This window comes from Roseateles rivi, from assembly GCF_043555845.1.
GTDB lineage: Bacteria > Pseudomonadota > Gammaproteobacteria > Burkholderiales > Burkholderiaceae_C > Roseateles > Roseateles rivi.
Map to the genome: position 1 here is coordinate 680,396 of NZ_JBIGHZ010000002.1, position 17,121 is coordinate 697,516.

Here is a 17,121-nt window from a genome sequence, read left to right on the forward strand (position 1 = left end):
ACTTGTTTCCCCCGCCTTCTTTTGGTGGCTTGCGGCTGCAAGTCATTGTAGGGAGCGCGAGACAAGGGCCGAGTCAAATTCAAAACACTGTACAAACATCCAGCTTGCGCCATAATGCGCGCTCGCCTCACAGGAGATTGCAGATGGAAGCAACCAAGCAAAACACCGAAAAAGCCAAGGCCTTGCAGGCCGCTCTTGCGCAAATCGAAAAGCAGTTCGGCAAGGGCTCCATCATGCGCCTGGGCGAGGGCGAAAAGATTGAAGACATTCAGGTGGTGTCCACCGGCTCGCTGGGTCTGGACATCGCGCTGGGCGTGGGGGGCTTGCCGCGTGGCCGCGTGATTGAAATCTACGGCCCGGAGTCCTCCGGCAAGACCACGCTGACCCTGCAGGTCATCGCGCAGATGCAAAAAATCGGTGGCGTTTGCGCCTTTATCGATGCCGAACACGCGCTGGACGCGCAATACGCCCAAAAGCTTGGCGTGAATTTGCAAGATCTGCTCATCAGCCAGCCCGACACCGGCGAACAGGCGCTCGAAATCGTCGACGCACTGGTGCGCTCCGGCTCGGTCGACCTGATCGTGGTGGACTCGGTGGCGGCGCTCACCCCCAAGGCCGAACTCGAAGGCGAGATGGGCGATGCGCTGCCCGGTTTGCAAGCCCGACTGATGAGCCAGGCCCTGCGCAAACTCACGGCAACCATCAAGAAAACAAACAGTACGGTCGTCTTCATCAACCAAATCCGCATGAAGATTGGCGTGATGTTCGGCTCGCCCGAAACCACCACGGGCGGCAATGCGCTCAAGTTCTACGCCTCGGTGCGTCTGGACATCCGCCGCATTGGCTCCATCAAAAAGGGCGAGGAAGTCATCGGCTCCGAGACCAAAGTCAAGGTGGTCAAGAACAAGGTCTCGCCGCCTTTCAAAACCGCCGAGTTCGACATCCTCTACGGCGAGGGCATCAGCCGCGAGGGCGAAATCATCGACATGGGTGTGGCCGCCAAGGTGGTCGACAAGTCTGGCGCCTGGTATGCCTACAGCGGCGAAAAAATTGGCCAGGGCAAGGACAACGCCCGCGAGTTCCTGCGCGAGAACCCCGACATTGCCTTGGAAATCGAAAACAAAGTGCGCGAATCGCTGGGCATCCCGCTGCAGGGCGGCGCTATTGAGGCCCGCGAGTGAATGCCAGCGCGGCCCTGATTGAGCGCTATTGGGCCAGCGCCCAGGCGCGCGACTGGGCCGCCTTCGCGGCACTGCTTGATAGCGATGTGGTCTACGAAGTGCCGCAGACGCGCGAACGGGTGCGTGGCCGCCAGGCCTACGTGGCCTTCAACGCAGGCTGGCCCTCGGACTGGGACGCCGAGGTCTTGGATGTGATCGCGGATGGCGAACGCGCTTTTTCGCGCATTGCGTTCTATCCGCAGCGGCAAGACCGAAGCCAAATGCAGGAGGGTCTTACCGTGTTTGACATCCGCGATGGTCTGATCACGCGCATCCTCGACTACTGGCCCGAGCCCTACGCGGCGCCCCAGCGTGCCTGGGCGCAGGTCGAGCGCTACTGAGCGCCGCTCGTGCCGTGCTTGCCATGACACCGCGCAGCCGCCGCGCGCCAGACCTCAAGATGCGTGCGCTCACCTGGCTGGCGCAGCGCGAACACAGCGCCAGCGAGCTGCGCACCAAGCTGCTGCGCTTGGCGCAGCGCAGTGCAGAAGACACCGCCGACGCAGCCGATGAGGCGCAAGAAGGCGGCAACGCGCAAGACGCGTCCGCGCAAGTGGATGCGCTGCTTGTCTGGCTGCAAGAGCGCGGCTATCTCAGCGAAGAGCGCTTTGTGGCCTCGCGACTGCACACCCGTGCTTCGCGCTGGGGTGAGCGACGCATCAGCCAGGAGTTGGCTCAGCATGGCCTGGAGTTGGATACACAGCAGCGCGCCGAGCTGCGCGCGACGGAGCTGGACCGTGCTCGCGCCCTTTGGCAGCGCAAATTTGGCACGCCGCCGCAAGACGAGCGCGAGCGCGCCCGGCAGCTGCGCTTCATGGCTGCACGTGGCTTTGAGCCCGGGCTGCTGCAGCGCCTTTGGCGCGAGGCGGCTGAGGGCTGAAGCCCCGAATCAGTGCCGTATGCCCGACTGCACCGCTCAAGCCGACAGCTGGATGCAAGCCTTGATGCGCCGCACCATGCTACATTGGCGGTTGTTGCTGACCCGTTCGCTGTCGCCTTGGGGGCGACGGGCGACGCGTGTCGCGCCGTACCAATCCAGTGCCGGCGCCTGATGGCCCGAGCCTGCATCGCTGCGTCCCTTTCCAGACTATCCATCGAGCGAGATCCCTATGAAGATTCATGAGTACCAGGGCAAGGAAATCCTGCGCCAGTTCGGCGTGCCTGTGCCGCGCGGCATCCCCGCCTTCACGGTGCAAGAGGCCGTTGAAGCAGCGCAAAAGCTGGGTGGTCCGGTTTGGGTGGTGAAGGCTCAGATCCACGCTGGCGGCCGCGGCAAGGGCGGTGGCGTGAAAGTCGCCAAGACCCTGGACGATGTGAAAGCCCTGTCTGAAAAGATTCTGGGCATGCAACTGATCACCCACCAAACCGGTGCGGAAGGTCAAAAGGTTCGCCGCCTCTACATCGAAGACGGCGCCGACATCAAGAACGAGCTGTACGTTTCGCTGGTGACCGACCGCGGCACGCAAAAGGTGGCCTTCATCGCCTCGAGCGAAGGCGGCATGGACATCGAAGAGGTCGCGCACTCGACCCCCGAGAAGATCATCACCGAGTACATCGATCCGCTGGTGGGCATCACCACCGAGCAATCGAAGAAGATCGCTGAAGCCATTGGCTTGACCGGCCACTCCGTGGACCAAGCCATCGACCTGTTCGCCAAGCTCTACAAGTGCTACATGGACACGGACGCGTCGCTGGTGGAAATCAACCCGCTGAACTGCGACTCCAAGGGCAACCTGATGGCCCTGGACGCCAAGTTCAACTTCGACGCCAACGCCCTGTTCCGTCACCCCGAAATCGTGGCCTACCGCGATCTGGACGAAGAAGATCCGGCTGAAGTCGAAGCTTCCAAGTTCGATCTGGCCTACATCTCGCTGGACGGCAACATCGGCTGCCTGGTCAACGGTGCTGGCTTGGCCATGTCCACCATGGACACCATCAAGCTCTTCGGTGGCGAGCCTGCCAACTTCCTCGACGTGGGCGGTGGCGCCACGGCCGAGAAGGTCACGGAAGCCTTCAAGATCATGCTCAAGAACAAGTCCGTCAAGGGCATCTTGGTCAACATCTTCGGCGGCATCATGAAGTGCGACACCATCGCCGAAGGCGTGATCACCGCTTGCAAGGCCGTGAACCTGTCCGTGCCGCTGGTGGTGCGCATGAAGGGCACCAACGAAGAGCTGGGCAAGAAGATGCTGGCCGAATCCGGCCTGCCCATCATCTCGGCCGACACCATGGCGGAGGCTGCTACCAAGATCGTGGCCGCCGTCAAGTAATCCCTGCGAGTTGCTGACCCAGCCAAGGAAAGAATCATGAGCATTTACATCAACAAAGACACCAAGGTCATCACCCAGGGCATCACCGGCAAGACTGGCCAGTTCCACACCCTGGGCTGCCAAGCCTATGCCAACGGCAAGAACGCCTTTGTGGCGGGCGTGAACCCCAAGAAGGCCGGCGAGAAGTTCTCCGACATTCCAATCTACGCCACCGTCAAGGAAGCTTCGGCTCAGACCGGCGCGACTGTGTCGGTGATCTACGTGCCGCCCGCAGGTGCTGCTGCAGCCATCTGGGAAGCCGTGGAAGCCGATCTGGACCTGGCCATCTGCATCACCGAAGGCATCCCCGTTCGGGACATGCTGGAAGTGCGCAACAAAATGCGCGCCAAGGAAGCCGCCGGTGGCAAGAAGACCCTGCTGCTGGGCCCCAACTGCCCCGGCCTGATCACGCCCGACGAAATCAAGATCGGCATCATGCCCGGCCACATCCACAAGAAGGGTCGCATCGGCGTGGTGAGCCGCTCCGGCACGCTGACCTATGAAGCTGTGGCACAGCTCTCCGAGCTGGGCATTGGCCAGTCCTCGGCTGTGGGCATTGGTGGCGACCCCATCAACGGCCTGAAGCACATCGACGTGATGCGCGCCTTCAACGACGACCCCGAAACCGATGCCGTGATCATGATCGGCGAGATCGGTGGTCCGGACGAGGCGGAAGCCGCGCGTTGGTGCAAAGAGCACATGAAGAAGCCTGTGGTGGGCTTTATCGCTGGCGTGACTGCCCCTCCGGGCAAGCGCATGGGCCATGCGGGCGCGCTGATTTCCGGCGGTGCTGACACGGCCGATGCTAAGCTCGCCATCATGGAAGAGTGCGGCTTCAAAGTGACGCGCAACCCCTCCGAGATGGGCCGCATCCTCAAGAGCTTGATCTGAGCTTGAGGCCTGTGGCGCCAGTCTTGTGGCGCCACGCTCACACCACGTCAAAGGGGCTGCGGCCCCTTTGATCGTTTTTGAGTCGGCTGTCAATTGCCTGTCAGACCGCCGCCCCGAACACTGCACCGCACACACTGATTCAAGCCATGGAAATGTTCAGCAGTCCGGAGTTCTGGTTGGCCGTTGGCCAGATCATCATGATCGACATCTTGCTCGGGGGGGACAACGCCGTTGTCATTGCCCTGGCGTGTCGCAAGTTGCCGCCCGAGCAGCGCCGCTTGGGCATTTTGTGGGGCACGGTCGGGGCCATTGCGCTGCGCGTGGTGCTGATCTTTTTTGCCCTGACCCTGCTCAAGCTGCCCTTTCTCAAGCTCGTGGGGGGCTTGTTGCTGCTGTGGATTGGCGTGAAGCTCATGCTGCCCGAAGGCGACGATGAGCACGCGGGCATTCAGGCCAGCGCCAAGCTGTGGGCGGCGGTGCGCACGGTGATCGTGGCGGACTTCGTCATGAGCCTGGACAACGTCATCGCCATTGCCGGTGCGGCTGAAGGCGCAGGCGGCGGGCATCAAATGCCCCTGGTCATCTTCGGTTTGCTGGTGTCGGTGCCCATCATTGTTTGGGGCAGCCAGCTGGTGATCAAGCTCATGGACCGCTTCCCCGTGGTCATCGTGCTGGGCGCGATGTTGCTGGGCTGGATTGCCGGCACCATGATGGTGGGCGATCAAGCGCTGGCTGCCTGGGTGCCCGCAGGGGCCAAGCCGGGCGCGGTGGCGCCACTGCTCTACTACGGCTGCGGCGTGCTGGGCGCGCTGACGGTGCTGGTGCTGGGCAAAGCCTTGGCAGCGCGCGCCGCCAAGGCCTAGGCGCCAGGCTTCTCAGCCACTGCGGTCCACCCGCAGGGCCAACAGCACCGAGCTGTGGGTTTTGATCACGCCCTCGATCTCGCCGATGTCGTCCAGCAGCGCGTCCAGCCTGGCGGTGTTTTCGGCGTGGATGAGGGCCATGTAGTCGTACTCGCCACTGACTGAGGCGAGCTGGCGCAGCTCCGGCAGCTGTGCCAAGCGGCGCACCACGTCGCGCCCGGCGCGCGGCTGCACGGTGATGCCCACATAGGCCTGCACCCCGCGGGCCACAGCCTCGCCACCCAGGCGCACGGTATAGCCGGCAATCAGCCCGTCGGTTTCAAGTCTTGCCAGTTTGGCCACCACCGTGGTGCGCGCCACCCCCAGCTTGCGTGCCAGGCTGGCAGTGCTTTCGCGCGCGTTGGCTTGCAGCAGCGTGACCAATGCACGGTCCACCGGATCGCGCAGCCCCCAATCCAGAGCGCTGGCGCCACCATGCGATGGTGATTGGGGGTCAGGTGTGGAGACTCCTGCCTTTCGGGTGCTCATGAAAAACCCTTGTTTTCGTCGGTTTGAAAGATTGTGCCGCCGTTTCGGCGAAACACGACTCTGTATCGACGATTTGGCCCTTTATTTCGTCGTGACCCCTCCCTAGACTGCCGATCACTCTCCTCTCCATCCATTCCATCTATTCCAAGAGGTAAACCATGAAGGTGTTGTTGCTGGGTGCTGGTCACATTGGCCAAACAATCGCGCGTCTGCTCCAGGGCAGCGGCGACTATCAAGTCACGGTGGTGGACCGTAGCGAGCGCGCGCTGCAAGCGCTGGGCGTGCCGGGCGTGAAGACGCAAGTCGTGCAAACCGAAGACCGCGCCCAGCTGGCCACGGTGATGAAGGGCCAGGACGTGGTGGTCAATGCCTTGCCCTACCACTTGGCCATTCCTTCAGCCCACACCGCGCTGGAGTGCGGCTGCCATTACTTCGATCTGACCGAAGACGTGGCCGCCACCAAGGAAATCATGCGCATTTCTGAAGGCGCCAAGACCGCCTTCATGCCCCAGTGCGGCCTGGCCCCTGGCTTTATCGGCATCGTGGCGCACCACCTGGCCAAGGGCTTTGACACCCTGCACGACGTGAAGATGCGCGTGGGTGCTCTGCCGGCCTTCCCCACCAACGCCCTCAAGTACAACCTGACTTGGAGCGTGGACGGCCTGATCAACGAGTACTGCCATCCCTGCGAAGCCATCCATGACGGCCGCACGATCTCGGCTCTGCCGCTCGAAGGCCTGGAGCACTTCTCGCTGGACGGCGTGGAGTACGAGGCCTTCAACACCTCCGGCGGTTTGGGCACCCTGTGCGAAACCCTGGACGGTCGCGTCAAGAACCTCGACTACAAGACCGTGCGCTACCCCGGTCACCGCGACCTGATGATGTTCCTGCTGGGTGACCTGCAGCTCAAGAGCGATCAGGAAGCGCTCAAGTCCATCATGCGCCGCTCCATGCCCACCACCATGCAGGACGTGGTGCTGGTGTTCGTGACCGTCTCGGGCATGAAGAACGGCAGCCTGGTGCAGGAAGTGTTCGCTCGCAAGATCTTTGCTGAGCGCGAAGGCCAAGCCATCTCCGCCATCCAGATCACCACCGCTGCGGGCATCTGCGCCGCTGTGGATCTGTTCCGCGAAGGTAAGCTGCCGCAGAAGGGCTTCATCCGCCAAGAGCAAGTGTCGCTGCCGGACTTCCTGGCCAACCGCTTTGGCAAGGCCTACCAACAGTCGCGTCAAGTGGAGTCCATCGGCTGACGCGGCGGTACCCCCAAGAACCGCAGTCATTCAGGACGCAATGCCATGAACTATCAAGCTGATCAATTGCTCAAAGCGCTGGGCGTGACCCAGAACGGCGGGCGTGCCGTGCGCTCGCCCGTGGACGGTGCTGTGCTGGGCTATGTGCACGAGGCCGTCGCGGCCGATATGCACGAGGCCATCGAGCGTGCGCACCAGGCCTTCGTGGCCTGGCGTGTGGTGCCCGCGCCCAAGCGCGGTGAACTGGTGCGGGTCTTTGGCGAGGTGCTGCGCGAGCACAAGTCTGAGCTGGCCGCGCTGGTGTCTCTCGAGGCCGGCAAGATCGCCAGCGAAGGCCTGGGCGAAGTGCAGGAGATGATCGACATCTGCGACTTCGCCGTGGGCTTGTCGCGCCAGCTCTACGGCCTGACCATCGCGTCTGAGCGCCCTGGTCACCGCATGATGGAGCAATGGCACCCGATCGGTGTGGTGGGGGTGATTTCGGCCTTCAACTTCCCCGTGGCCGTGTGGGCCTGGAACGCCTGCCTGGCGCTGGTCTGCGGCGACCCCGTGGTGTGGAAGCCCTCCGAGAAAACGCCGCTCACGGCCCTGGCCACTCAGGCGCTGTTTGAAAAGGCCGTGGCGCGCGTGCGCGCCGCTGGCATGGCGCTGCCCGAGAACCTGGCGCAGCTGCTCAATGGCGGTGCCGACCTGGGCGAAGCCCTGGTCGACAGCCCCAAGGTGGCGCTGGTCTCGGCCACGGGTTCGACCCGCATGGGCCGTGCCGTGGGTCCGCGCGTGGCGGCACGCTTTGGCCGCTCGCTGCTGGAGCTGGGCGGCAACAACGCCATCATCGTGACCCCCAGTGCCGATCTGGACCTGGCGCTGCGCGGCATTTTGTTTGGCGCCTACGGCACTGCCGGTCAGCGCTGCACCACCACGCGCCGCCTGATCGTGCACGCCAGCGTGCATGACCAACTCGTTGAGCGTCTGGAAAAGGCCCGCACCCAGCTGCGCATCGGCCACCCGCTGGAAGAGGGCACCCTGATCGGCCCCCTGGTCGACCAAGCCTCCTTCGAGCAAATGCAGTCCGCACTGCAGCGTGCACGCGAGCAAGGCGGTGTGGTCACCGGTGGTGAGCGCCGTTTGGCAGACCGCTTCCCGCAGGCCTATTACGTGGAGCCCGCGCTGGTGCGCATGCCCGCGCAAACCGAAGTGGTGTGCCACGAGACCTTCGCGCCCATCCTCTACGTGCTGCGCTACAACGAGCTGTCAGAGGCCATCGCGCTGCAAAACGACGTGCCCCAGGGCCTGTCGTCCTCCATCTTCACCAACGATGTGCGCGAGGCCGAGCAGTTCCTCAGCGCCGCGGGTTCTGACTGCGGCATTGCCAACGTCAATATCGGCACCTCGGGGGCGGAAATTGGCGGTGCTTTTGGTGGCGAGAAGGAAACCGGCGGTGGTCGTGAATCGGGTTCGGATGCGTGGAAGAACTACATGCGCCGCGCCACCAACACGGTGAACTACTCGCGTGAGCTCCCCCTGGCCCAAGGCGTGCGTTTCGACGTTTGAGCGGAGAAGTGTTGTCATGGAAGTAGAAGTGATCGAAGGCAGCGGCCTATTCGGGCTGGTGTGCTCACAGATTGGGCAAGCCCAGGCTCGCCAACTGTTTGCACAGCTGTACGTCTTGCCCCAGCTCTTTGTGCCTGTGTCCGATTCGGTCTCTCAGACCGAGATGGCGCAGGCCCTGAACATGCTGCTGTTTCGCGACGTCATCCAGCGCGTGCCCTCGGCGCAAGCCTATGTGGCCGACCTGGAAGATCGGGGCGAGCCGCTGGTGTTTGACCACGGCGCGCTGCGCACCGTGGCCTGGCCTTGCGGCGCACTGCCGCCGGGCCAAGCCGCCATCACGCGCGTGCTGCGTCCGCTGGGCTTTGAGCTGGCGGCCACCTACCCGCTGGAGCGTCTGCGCATGACGGGTCGTGCCTGGGTGCATCGCGAGCACCCCGAGGACATCGCCCAGTTCTTTGTGTCCGAGCTGCATCCCGAGCGCTTCTCGCCGGCCTTCCAGGCTGCTGTGAGCCGCGTGCTGGACCGCAGCAAAGACCCGCTGAGCTTGGCGGACCTGGATCTGCTCGACGCGCTGGAGCATCAGCGCCGTCTGCCCCTGGCCGACGGCCTGGCTCTGCTGCCCAAGCTGTTGGCCTGCTTTGGTCGCCACCACGGCGTCTTCGAGCTGGAGGACTACCAGACCCTGTTGGCCGAGTCGGCCGAAATGGCCTGGATCTCCACCGAGGGCAACGCCTTCAACCACGCCACGGACCGCGTCACCGACTTGCAGACCGTCTCGGACGAGCAGCGCGCCAAGGGGCGCCCGATCAAGGAGCACATCGAAGTCTCGCGTTCCGGCCGGGTGTTCCAGACGGCTTTCCGTGCCGCACAGGTGCAGCGTGAGTTCCGCAGCGATGGCCAAACCGTGGTGCTGGAGGTGCCTGGCTCCTTCCATGAACTCATCCAGCGTGAGCCCGTGGACGCCAGCGGCCGGCTCGATCTGAGCTTTGACGCGGGCAACGCCACGGCCATCTTCAAGATGACCACGCCGGCTTGAGGCGGTGCGCATGGCGGCTTGCGCCAGGCTTGAGCAAGGAATTTGCTTGAGCCTCGCAAAATCCATGCTATAGTCCAAGTCTTCGCAGCAACGAATGATTGGTCGGTGCAGCGAAGTAAGCCCAGGTGGCGGAATTGGTAGACGCACTAGTTTCAGGTACTAGCGGGTAACTCCGTGGAGGTTCGAGTCCTCTCCTGGGCACCAAACACGAAAGGCCAGCACGCAAGTGCTGGCCTTCTTCGTTTGGCGCGATCGTTTTACGTGTCCTTCACGCGTTCGATTCGGTGTTGGGTTCCGCCAAGTCTGCTGGCGCAATGGCCCAAGCCGCCACGCCAGCAGCGGTGCGATGCTCAGGCCTGCTGCTTGTCGTCCAGCGCGGCGCCTGCGGTTTCCAGGTGCCGGGTGTCGTTCCATCCCACCAGACTCAGGCCTTCGCCATTCCACAGCAGGCGGTTCACGGCGGTGTTGCCGAGCATCCAGCTGCGCGGTGCTTGCAGGCTCTGGCCCGTGGCGGCGCGGTAGAGGCAATCCAGCACCCCGCCATGCGTGGCCAGCACCAGGGTGCGGCCGGGCCAAGCTTGGGCGTGGCGCGTCACGGCTTCAACACAGCGCTGTGAAAACTGCGTGAGGCTCTCGCCGCCCTCGGGGGCAAAGTCGGGGTCGCGGTGGCTCCAGCGCTGGGCGTCTTGGGGCCAGCGGGCTTGAACCTCTTCCCACAAGAGGCCTTGGTAGACGCCAAAATGCCGCTCGCGCAGCAGCGGTTCGTTCAGGACAGGCAGGCCGTGGGTGGCGGCAATGGCGTCGGCCGTATGGCGCGCGCGCAGCAGGTCGCTGCTGACGACGGCGGCAACGGGCTCATCAGCCAGGGCTTGCGCCACGGCCAGAGCCTGGGCGCGACCTACGGCGTCCAGCGGGATGTCCAGGTGGCCTTGCATGCGCCCGTCGACATTCCATGCGGTTTGCCCGTGGCGCACCAACAGCAGGTGGCAGGGTTCCAGCATTCAGACGCCCCAGACGATGTCGGCCCCTGAGCTTTGCGCGGCACGCATGAGCTGCAGCAGCGGCCAAGCGCGTTGGCGCAGCATCACCTCAGGCCGCTGCGGGACGGGCTCGCCCCGTGCTTGCGCCTGGGCTTCCAGTTCCAGCCAATGCTGTTCTTCGCCACTGATGGTGGCTTCTAGGGTGCTGATCAAGCCTGGCAAGCGTTCGTTGAGCAGAATGCCCTGGCCATCGGCTTGCTTGCCCATAGCTTCGAGCACCGATTGACCATGCTGGGGCAGCATGACGACATCAGCCCCGGCTTTGGAGTGGAAGCGGTAGATCACATGTCCCTCGCTGTGCGTTGTGGCTGAGGGGTATTGTGCGACCTGGCGTCGTGCGGGCAGACACAGCATGGCAGTGAATCTCCAGAATGCCTGGGTCAGGCTTGGCTGCGCAGCAGCCGGATATTGGGTTTGCCATTGCTGCGCAGGCGCTGCTCAAAGGCATGGGGGTCCAGCGCTGGGGCGTGCAAAAAGCCTTGGAATTCGTGGCAGCCGCAGTGCTGCAAAAAGGCACGCTGACTCTCGGTTTCCACGCCTTCGGCAATGACTTTGAGTGTCAGCGCCCGGCCCATGTGGACGATGGCGGTGACGATGCCTGCGTCGCTGGCGTCGCCGGGCAGGCCGCGCACAAAGCTGCGGTCGATCTTGAGCCGCTGGATGGGGAATTGCTTGAGGTAGCTCAGGCTGGAGTAGCCCGTGCCAAAGTCGTCGATCGACATGGTCACGCCCAGCTCGGCCAGGGCTTGCAGGCGCTGCAGCGCGTCTTGCGCGTCGCGCAGCAGGATGGATTCGGTCAGCTCCAGCTCCAAAAGGGCAGGTGGCAGCTGCGCGTCGCGCAGCACTTGGGCCACGGTGTCGAGGAATTGCGGCTGCTGAAACTGCAGCGCCGAAACGTTCACCGCCACAGGCAGGTTCCAGCCCATGGCGCGCCAGCGCGCGGCTTGCTGTACCGCTTGATGCAGCACCCAGTTGCCGATGGCAATGATGAAGCCGCTTTCTTCGGCCACGGGGATGAACTCGCCGGGCGAGATGTCGCCGCGTAGCGGGTCGCGCCAGCGGATCAGGGCCTCGGCGCCAATCACCTCGCCGCTGTGCAGGTCCAGCTGCGGTTGGTAGTGCAGGCGGAATTGTTGGTCGTTGAGCGCCTGGCGCATGGCGTGGTCCAGGCGCATGCGCGCCAGCAGGTCCACGTCTTTGCGCGGCAGGTGGAAGCGAAAGCCACAGCGCCCGCTTTCCTTGACCCAGTGCATGGCGCGCTCGGCGCTGGCGAGCAACTCCTCAGCGTTGGCGCCGTCGCCCGGGAACAGGGCCACGCCAATGCTGCACGTCACGGTGAAGCTGAGCATGTCAAAGCCAAACGGGCTCGACATGACCTCCTGCACACGGCGTGCCGAGGCCTCGGCGCTGCGCGCATCGGCTTGGTGCACCAGCACGGCAAATTCGTCGCTGGACAAACGCGCCACGGTGTCGACCTGACGCATGGCTTGGCCCAGGCGCAGCGACACCTCTTTGAGCACGCGGTCGCCGTAGGCATGGCCCAGGGTTTCGTTGATCTGCTTGAAGCGGTCCACGTCGACATTGAGCACCGCAAAGCCCGCGCCTTCGTGCCGCGCAAAGGCCTGGGCGTATTCAATGCGCTCAATCAGCGCGCGCCGGTTGGGCAAACCGGTGAGCAAATCGGTGTGCGAGAGCTCTTCAATGCGCTGGTGCGCGGCGAGCTTTTCACTCAAATCGCGAAACGAAAACACGCGCCCGATGGGGCGGCCGCGGCACCACTGCGGCAGTGAGACGCGTTCGAGCACGCGCCCGTCGATCAGCCGCAAGTCGTCGCTGCTTTGCAGCAGGGGAGCGTCCATCAGCGTGCTCAGGCGCGCGGTGTAGCCCGGCGCATCGGCCACGCTGCGGCGCATCCAGGTCTGCACGGCGTCGTCGTTGCGTGCCGCCAGCAGGTCGTCGGGAATGCCCCAGAGCGTGGCAAAGCGCTGGTTGAAGTTGCGAATGCGCCCAGCCAGATCGGTGACCAGAATGCCATCGGCGGTGGATTCCAGTGCCGCGCGCAGCTCTGCCAGCAGGGCCTCGCGTTCCTCGTCGTGGCGACGCAGCGCGCTGAGGTCGCGCATGCTCACCATCCAGTACCCGGGCCCCTCGCCGTTGGGGAGGTGGCTGATGCGGCGCGACACCCACAGCATCTGCCCCTCGACGTGGCGCATCATGGTGTCGGTGTGCAGGCTGTCGCGCTGACCCTCTGCAGCGTCCATCCAGAACAGAGCGTCTTCCGGGGTGCTGGCCAAGCTGTCGACGGCTCGGCCGAGCACACTCGCTGGCGGATGACCCAGCAGCCGAGTGGCGGCGTTGTTCACCGCCACGATGCACAGCGTCTGCGCGTCCACCAGCCACACCGCCTCTTGCAGGGTGTCGATCAGGTTCTGGTGGGGGGCGCCGCAGAGGGCTTGTGCTTGGGTCATGATCACGCCGCCAGCTGGCTTCGAGGCGACGGCACGCTGGGTTCAAAAAAGTAGGCCACGCGGCTGCGCGGGCTGAGATAGTCCGCTGCCGCCATGGGCAGTTGCTGGGGTTTGAGGCTGCGGCGTATGCCCAGTTCGGGCAGTTCTTCGAGGTTGAGCAGCAGGGCCTCATCGCGCGGTACTTTCGCGTCATGCACCATCACGCGCGGTTTGAGCGGGCGCGATGAATTCACCGCCACCACCAGTGCATAGCGGTCGTCGGTGAGCTGCACGGCTGAGCCTGGTGGGTACACGCCCATCATGCGAATAAAGGCATTGAGCATGGTGGCGTCAAAGCGGCTGCGGCCCTGAGCAAACAGCAAAGACAGCGCCTCGTGCGGGGTCAGGGCTTTGGCGGCCACGGCTGGATTGCACAGCCCGTCAAAGCGGTTGACCAAAGCCACGATGCGTGCGCCAACGCTCATCTTCTCCGCACCAATGCGCTGCGGAAACCCGCTGAAGTCGATGTGCTCGTGGTGTTGGGCAATCACCAGCAGCGGGCCACTGGCCAAGCCCATCTTCTGCCCCAGAGCGACGCCTTTGGCCACATGCTGCTGGTAGAGCTGCATTTCGGCGGCGGTGAAGCTCTCGTCGCGCTGGCGAAAGCGCATGGGCAGTTCCATCTTGCCGATGTCGTGCAGCAGGGCGCCGACGCCCAGCTGCGCCAGTTCGTCCACGCTCAGACCGCAAGCCCGGCCCAGCAGTAGCGAGATGATGGCCACATTCAGGCCATGGGCGGTGGCACGGTCGCCGGTGGTTTCGGTCAGCAGGCGTATCGACAAATCGCCCTCGACCAGCATTTTGTCCAGCAGCGCCTGCGACAGCGCTTGCGATTGGTCACGCGCGGTTTCGGGCTGTATGGGGATGAGATCGGTCAGCTCCTTGAGCGCCTGCGAGGCCTCGGCATATTGACGCTCACACAGTTGCAGACTCTCCCGCTGGACCTTCAGGGCCTCGCGCAGTGCGGCCTCTGCAGCGGCGTCTGGACTTGGGGCCGGGGGCGGCGTGGCACTGGTGTCTGGGCTTGCGACGGGTTCGGGCAAGGTGGGATCGAAAGGTGCGTCACTTTTGTCCGGGTTCCATCGCACCTTCTTCAACCCGAGACGGCGCAATATCAATAGCTGATCCTCCGAAGCCAGCTTGAAGCTGCTCAACGGAAACGGGTGCGACATCCAGCCGAGATCCAAGTGAATAAACATACCCACTTTGAGCTCTTCGACGTCAATCAGGTGTTCTGCCGCTCGATCCTTCATTGCTCCACTCTGGCTGCACAAGGCGCTTGATACGGATGGCTTCGGCCAAAGATGCCGGTAACTTGAGGCTCTTGGCAAGGGGGCGGGCGAGAGGCGCTCGGCCTGAGTGAAGGCGCTGCGTAGCAATTCACAAGTTTAGAGGGGCGACGTCTATGATTCGGGCCCCATCCCCCGCGATTTGCCCCGCCTGTGCGTTGCTCAAACCAGCATGGCGCCGAGGCTGCGCGGGGCGCCATACGCGTCATGTCGACGCGACATAAAACTTCTTAAGGGACAGGCAAGATGCACGCATTCATTTGTGACGCCCAGCGCACACCGTTTGGCCGCTATGGCGGCGCTCTGGCCGCGGTGCGGGCCGACGATTTGGGTGCCGTGCCTATCCAGGCTTTGATGGCCCGCCATGCCCAGCTGGACTGGCAAGCCGTGGAAGACGTGGTGTACGGCTGCGCCAACCAAGCGGGCGAAGACAACCGCAACGTCGCGCGCATGTCGGCCTTGCTGGCCGGTTTGCCCTTGGCCGTGCCGGGCTCGACACTCAACCGCCTTTGCGGCTCGGGCCTGGATGCCGTCGGCACAGCGGCACGCGCTATTCGCTGCGGTGAGGCCGATTTGCTCATCGCCGGTGGGGTGGAGAGCATGAGCCGCGCGCCCTTTGTCATGCCCAAGGCCGATGCCGCCTTTTCGCGGCAGAACGCGGTCTATGACACCACCATCGGCTGGCGCTTCGTCAACCCGCTCATGAAGGCGCGCTACGGCGTCGACTCCATGCCCGAAACGGCGGAGAACGTGGCGCAGCAGTTCGGCATTTCCCGCCAGGACCAGGACCGCATGGCGCTGGCCAGCCAGACCCGGGCTTTGGCGGCGCAGCGCGCAGGGTGGTTTGACGCGGAAATCTGCCCCGTGGCCGTGCCTCAGCGCAAGGGCGAGCCTGTCTGGGTGCGCCAAGACGAACACCCGCGCGAAACCTCGCTGGAGCAGCTGGCCAAGCTCAAAGGCGTGGTGCGCCCGGACGGCAGCGTGACCGCCGGCAACGCCTCGGGCGTGAATGACGGCGCTTGCGCACTGCTGCTGGCCAGCGAGGCGGCTGTGGCGCGCCATGGCCTCACGCCGCGTGCCCGCGTGCTGGGCATGGCCGTGGCCGGCGTGGAGCCGCGCATCATGGGCATTGGCCCCGCGCCCGCGACGCAAAAAGTGCTGCGCCAGACCGGCCTGAGTCTGGACCAGATGGACGTGATCGAACTCAACGAGGCTTTCGCCGCACAAGGCCTGGCGGTGTTGCGTCAGCTCGGACTGCCCGACGATGACCCGCGCGTGAATGCCCAAGGCGGTGCTATCGCCCTGGGTCACCCCCTGGGTGCGAGTGGCGCACGTTTGGTCACCACGGCCATGTACCAGCTGCAACGCAAGGGCGGACGCTACGCGCTATGCACCATGTGCATTGGTGTGGGGCAGGGTATTGCGCTGGTGATCGAGCGCGTTTAGGCGTGGTTTCTCGAAGCAGGGCTTCTGCTTTTTCGCAAGGCATGACGGGAATGTGACAGCTTGGGCGCATAGAGCACGTGCGATACTCGTTGTTAGCGATTGCCTGGTATGTCAATCCCTTGATTGATGGGGTGTTGTCGGGCTCGCAACGGCCGCGTGCTCCCACCAATCAAACGCACCAGAGCGCAGCCGATAGGTGAAAGCCACAACGAGTGCGTGTCATGGGTCCAGCCAGGTTGATCCGTGAGGTCCAACAGACCACCCGCTATCCCTGCAACCAAATGCCGGGGCCAAAAACCCCGCGCAGAAGCATTTGTTGTCGTATGTCTGCTGAACGCGCATTTGATGAATTGGTGTCGGCGCCGCCACCCATGGCCGCTGAATCGCTGGCGAGTTCCCCGCTCAAGCGTGATCTTGTGGCTGGGCTTGAAAAAGGCCTGGCTGTGATCGAGTCTTTCGACCAGGAGCGCCCGCGCCTGACCATCAGCGAGGTGGCCAACCGCACCGGACTGACCCGTGCCGCGGCACGTCGCTACTTGCTGACCCTGACCCATCTGGGCTTTGTGTCGCAGGACCGCAAGATGTTCTCGCTCACGCCCAAGGTGCTGCGCTTGGGGCAGAGCTATATGCACTCGGCGCGCCTGCCGCGCATCATCGAGCCCGAGCTGCACAAGCTGGCTTACTCCATGAAAGAGGCGGCCTCGGCGGGTGTGCTGGACGGCAATGACGTCATCTGCATCTCGGCCAGCAGCGCCGGGCGCGTGGTGTCTCCAACCTTGCAGCCGGGTGCTCGCGTGCCCGCTTACTGCACCGGCAATGGGCGCGTCATGCTGGCGGCCATGACACCGCAGGAGTCCGATGCCTTTATTGCGCGTCAGGAACTCACGGCGCTGACCGCCAACACCATCACGCACCCCGAGCGCTTGCGCATCGAGGTGGCGCGTGCGCGTGCGCTGGGCTATGCCTTGGTGGACCAGGAAATGGAGCAGGGCCTGCGCACGCTGGCTGTGCCGCTGAAGAACTACAAGGGTGACACCGTTGCGGGCCTGTCCATCAGCGTGCACGCCACGCGCGTGGGCATGGACCAGCTGGTCGAGCACTGCCTGCCGCCCTTGCTGCACGCCCAAGCGCATCTGCGCATGCTGCTCTAAGGCTCAGCCCAATACCGGGGTGTCCGCGCACCCCGGTTGG

At 64.1% G+C, this 17,121-nt stretch carries 16 protein-coding genes and 1 tRNA gene; 12 read left to right on the forward strand and 5 right to left on the reverse strand.

Translation table 11 applies throughout. The features are described 5' to 3' along the window. The first annotated feature begins 143 nt into the window (after positions 1 to 143). From recA to ACG0Z6_RS07110, 6 genes are all read left to right on the forward strand, one after another. On the forward strand, positions 144 to 1,181 hold the full coding sequence (gene recA, locus ACG0Z6_RS07085) for a recombinase RecA (protein ID WP_394459893.1): 1,038 nt from the start codon (positions 144 to 146) through the stop codon (positions 1,179 to 1,181). Further along, positions 1,178 to 1,561 carry a nuclear transport factor 2 family protein gene (locus tag ACG0Z6_RS07090; RefSeq protein WP_394459894.1) on the forward strand — a complete coding sequence of 128 codons (384 nt, stop codon included), beginning with the start codon at positions 1,178 to 1,180 and terminating at the stop codon, positions 1,559 to 1,561. The genes recA and ACG0Z6_RS07090 overlap by 4 nt, the downstream gene beginning before the upstream one ends. 23 nt (positions 1,562 to 1,584) lie before the next feature. After that, a complete protein-coding gene (locus ACG0Z6_RS07095) occupies positions 1,585 to 2,100 on the forward strand; it encodes a regulatory protein RecX (RefSeq protein WP_394459896.1) in 516 nt (171 codons plus the stop codon). Positions 2,101 to 2,329: 229 nt separating this feature from the next. After that, a complete protein-coding gene (sucC, locus tag ACG0Z6_RS07100) occupies positions 2,330 to 3,490 on the forward strand; it encodes an ADP-forming succinate--CoA ligase subunit beta (protein ID WP_394459898.1) in 1,161 nt (386 codons plus the stop codon). A gap of 36 nt (positions 3,491 to 3,526) precedes the next feature. Further along, on the forward strand, positions 3,527 to 4,420 hold the full coding sequence (gene sucD, locus ACG0Z6_RS07105) for a succinate--CoA ligase subunit alpha (RefSeq protein ID WP_394459900.1): 894 nt from the start codon (positions 3,527 to 3,529) through the stop codon (positions 4,418 to 4,420). Positions 4,421 to 4,566: 146 nt separating this feature from the next. Next, positions 4,567 to 5,283 carry a TerC family protein gene (locus ACG0Z6_RS07110; protein WP_394459902.1) on the forward strand — a complete coding sequence of 239 codons (717 nt, stop codon included), beginning with the start codon at positions 4,567 to 4,569 and terminating at the stop codon, positions 5,281 to 5,283. Positions 5,284 to 5,295: 12 nt separating this feature from the next. On the opposite strand, the gene ACG0Z6_RS07115 is transcribed toward ACG0Z6_RS07110, so the two are convergent. Then, complete coding sequence (locus ACG0Z6_RS07115) at positions 5,296 to 5,811, reverse strand: Lrp/AsnC family transcriptional regulator (protein ID WP_394459904.1); 516 nt, start codon at positions 5,809 to 5,811, stop codon at positions 5,296 to 5,298. A 158-nt stretch (positions 5,812 to 5,969) separates the two neighbouring features. Between ACG0Z6_RS07115 and ACG0Z6_RS07120 the strand changes: the two genes are divergently transcribed. From ACG0Z6_RS07120 to ACG0Z6_RS07135, 4 genes are all read left to right on the forward strand, one after another. Beyond that, entirely contained in the window at positions 5,970 to 7,061 is a 1,092-nt protein-coding gene (locus tag ACG0Z6_RS07120) for a saccharopine dehydrogenase family protein (protein ID WP_394459906.1), read from the forward strand. 45 nt (positions 7,062 to 7,106) lie between these two features. Further along, positions 7,107 to 8,612 (forward strand): L-piperidine-6-carboxylate dehydrogenase, encoded by a 1,506-nt coding sequence (amaB, locus tag ACG0Z6_RS07125; RefSeq protein ID WP_394459908.1) that lies wholly within the window; start codon positions 7,107 to 7,109, stop codon positions 8,610 to 8,612. 163 nt (positions 8,613 to 8,775) lie between these two features. Then, complete coding sequence (locus tag ACG0Z6_RS07130) at positions 8,776 to 9,648, forward strand: 2-oxoadipate dioxygenase/decarboxylase family protein (protein ID WP_394459992.1); 873 nt, start codon at positions 8,776 to 8,778, stop codon at positions 9,646 to 9,648. Between the two features lie 119 nt (positions 9,649 to 9,767). Beyond that, positions 9,768 to 9,852 (forward strand) — tRNA-Leu (locus ACG0Z6_RS07135). A 146-nt stretch (positions 9,853 to 9,998) separates the two neighbouring features. Here ACG0Z6_RS07135 and ACG0Z6_RS07140 read toward each other — a convergent pair. Genes ACG0Z6_RS07140 through ACG0Z6_RS07155 form a run of 4 tightly spaced genes read right to left on the reverse strand, consistent with a single transcriptional unit; the run spans position 9,999 to position 14,448 of the window. Continuing rightward, positions 9,999 to 10,649: a histidine phosphatase family protein gene (locus tag ACG0Z6_RS07140; protein WP_394459910.1), complete on the reverse strand. Its 651-nt coding sequence runs from the start codon at positions 10,647 to 10,649 to the stop codon at positions 9,999 to 10,001. Next, a complete protein-coding gene (locus ACG0Z6_RS07145; protein WP_394459912.1) occupies positions 10,650 to 11,042 on the reverse strand; it encodes a DUF1840 domain-containing protein in 393 nt (130 codons plus the stop codon). It lies immediately after the preceding gene. A gap of 26 nt (positions 11,043 to 11,068) precedes the next feature. Then, positions 11,069 to 13,156 carry a putative bifunctional diguanylate cyclase/phosphodiesterase gene (locus tag ACG0Z6_RS07150; RefSeq protein WP_394459914.1) on the reverse strand — a complete coding sequence of 696 codons (2,088 nt, stop codon included), beginning with the start codon at positions 13,154 to 13,156 and terminating at the stop codon, positions 11,069 to 11,071. 2 nt (positions 13,157 to 13,158) lie between these two features. Further along, positions 13,159 to 14,448 carry a cyclic di-GMP phosphodiesterase gene (locus tag ACG0Z6_RS07155; RefSeq protein ID WP_394459916.1) on the reverse strand — a complete coding sequence of 430 codons (1,290 nt, stop codon included), beginning with the start codon at positions 14,446 to 14,448 and terminating at the stop codon, positions 13,159 to 13,161. A 282-nt stretch (positions 14,449 to 14,730) separates the two neighbouring features. Between ACG0Z6_RS07155 and pcaF the strand changes: the two genes are divergently transcribed. Together pcaF and ACG0Z6_RS07165 are read left to right on the forward strand one after the other, a co-directional pair. Continuing rightward, entirely contained in the window at positions 14,731 to 15,930 is a 1,200-nt protein-coding gene (gene pcaF / locus ACG0Z6_RS07160; protein WP_394459918.1) for a 3-oxoadipyl-CoA thiolase, read from the forward strand. A gap of 371 nt (positions 15,931 to 16,301) precedes the next feature. Then, entirely contained in the window at positions 16,302 to 17,081 is a 780-nt protein-coding gene (locus ACG0Z6_RS07165) for an IclR family transcriptional regulator domain-containing protein (protein ID WP_394459994.1), read from the forward strand. The last annotated feature ends 40 nt before the right edge of the window (positions 17,082 to 17,121 follow it).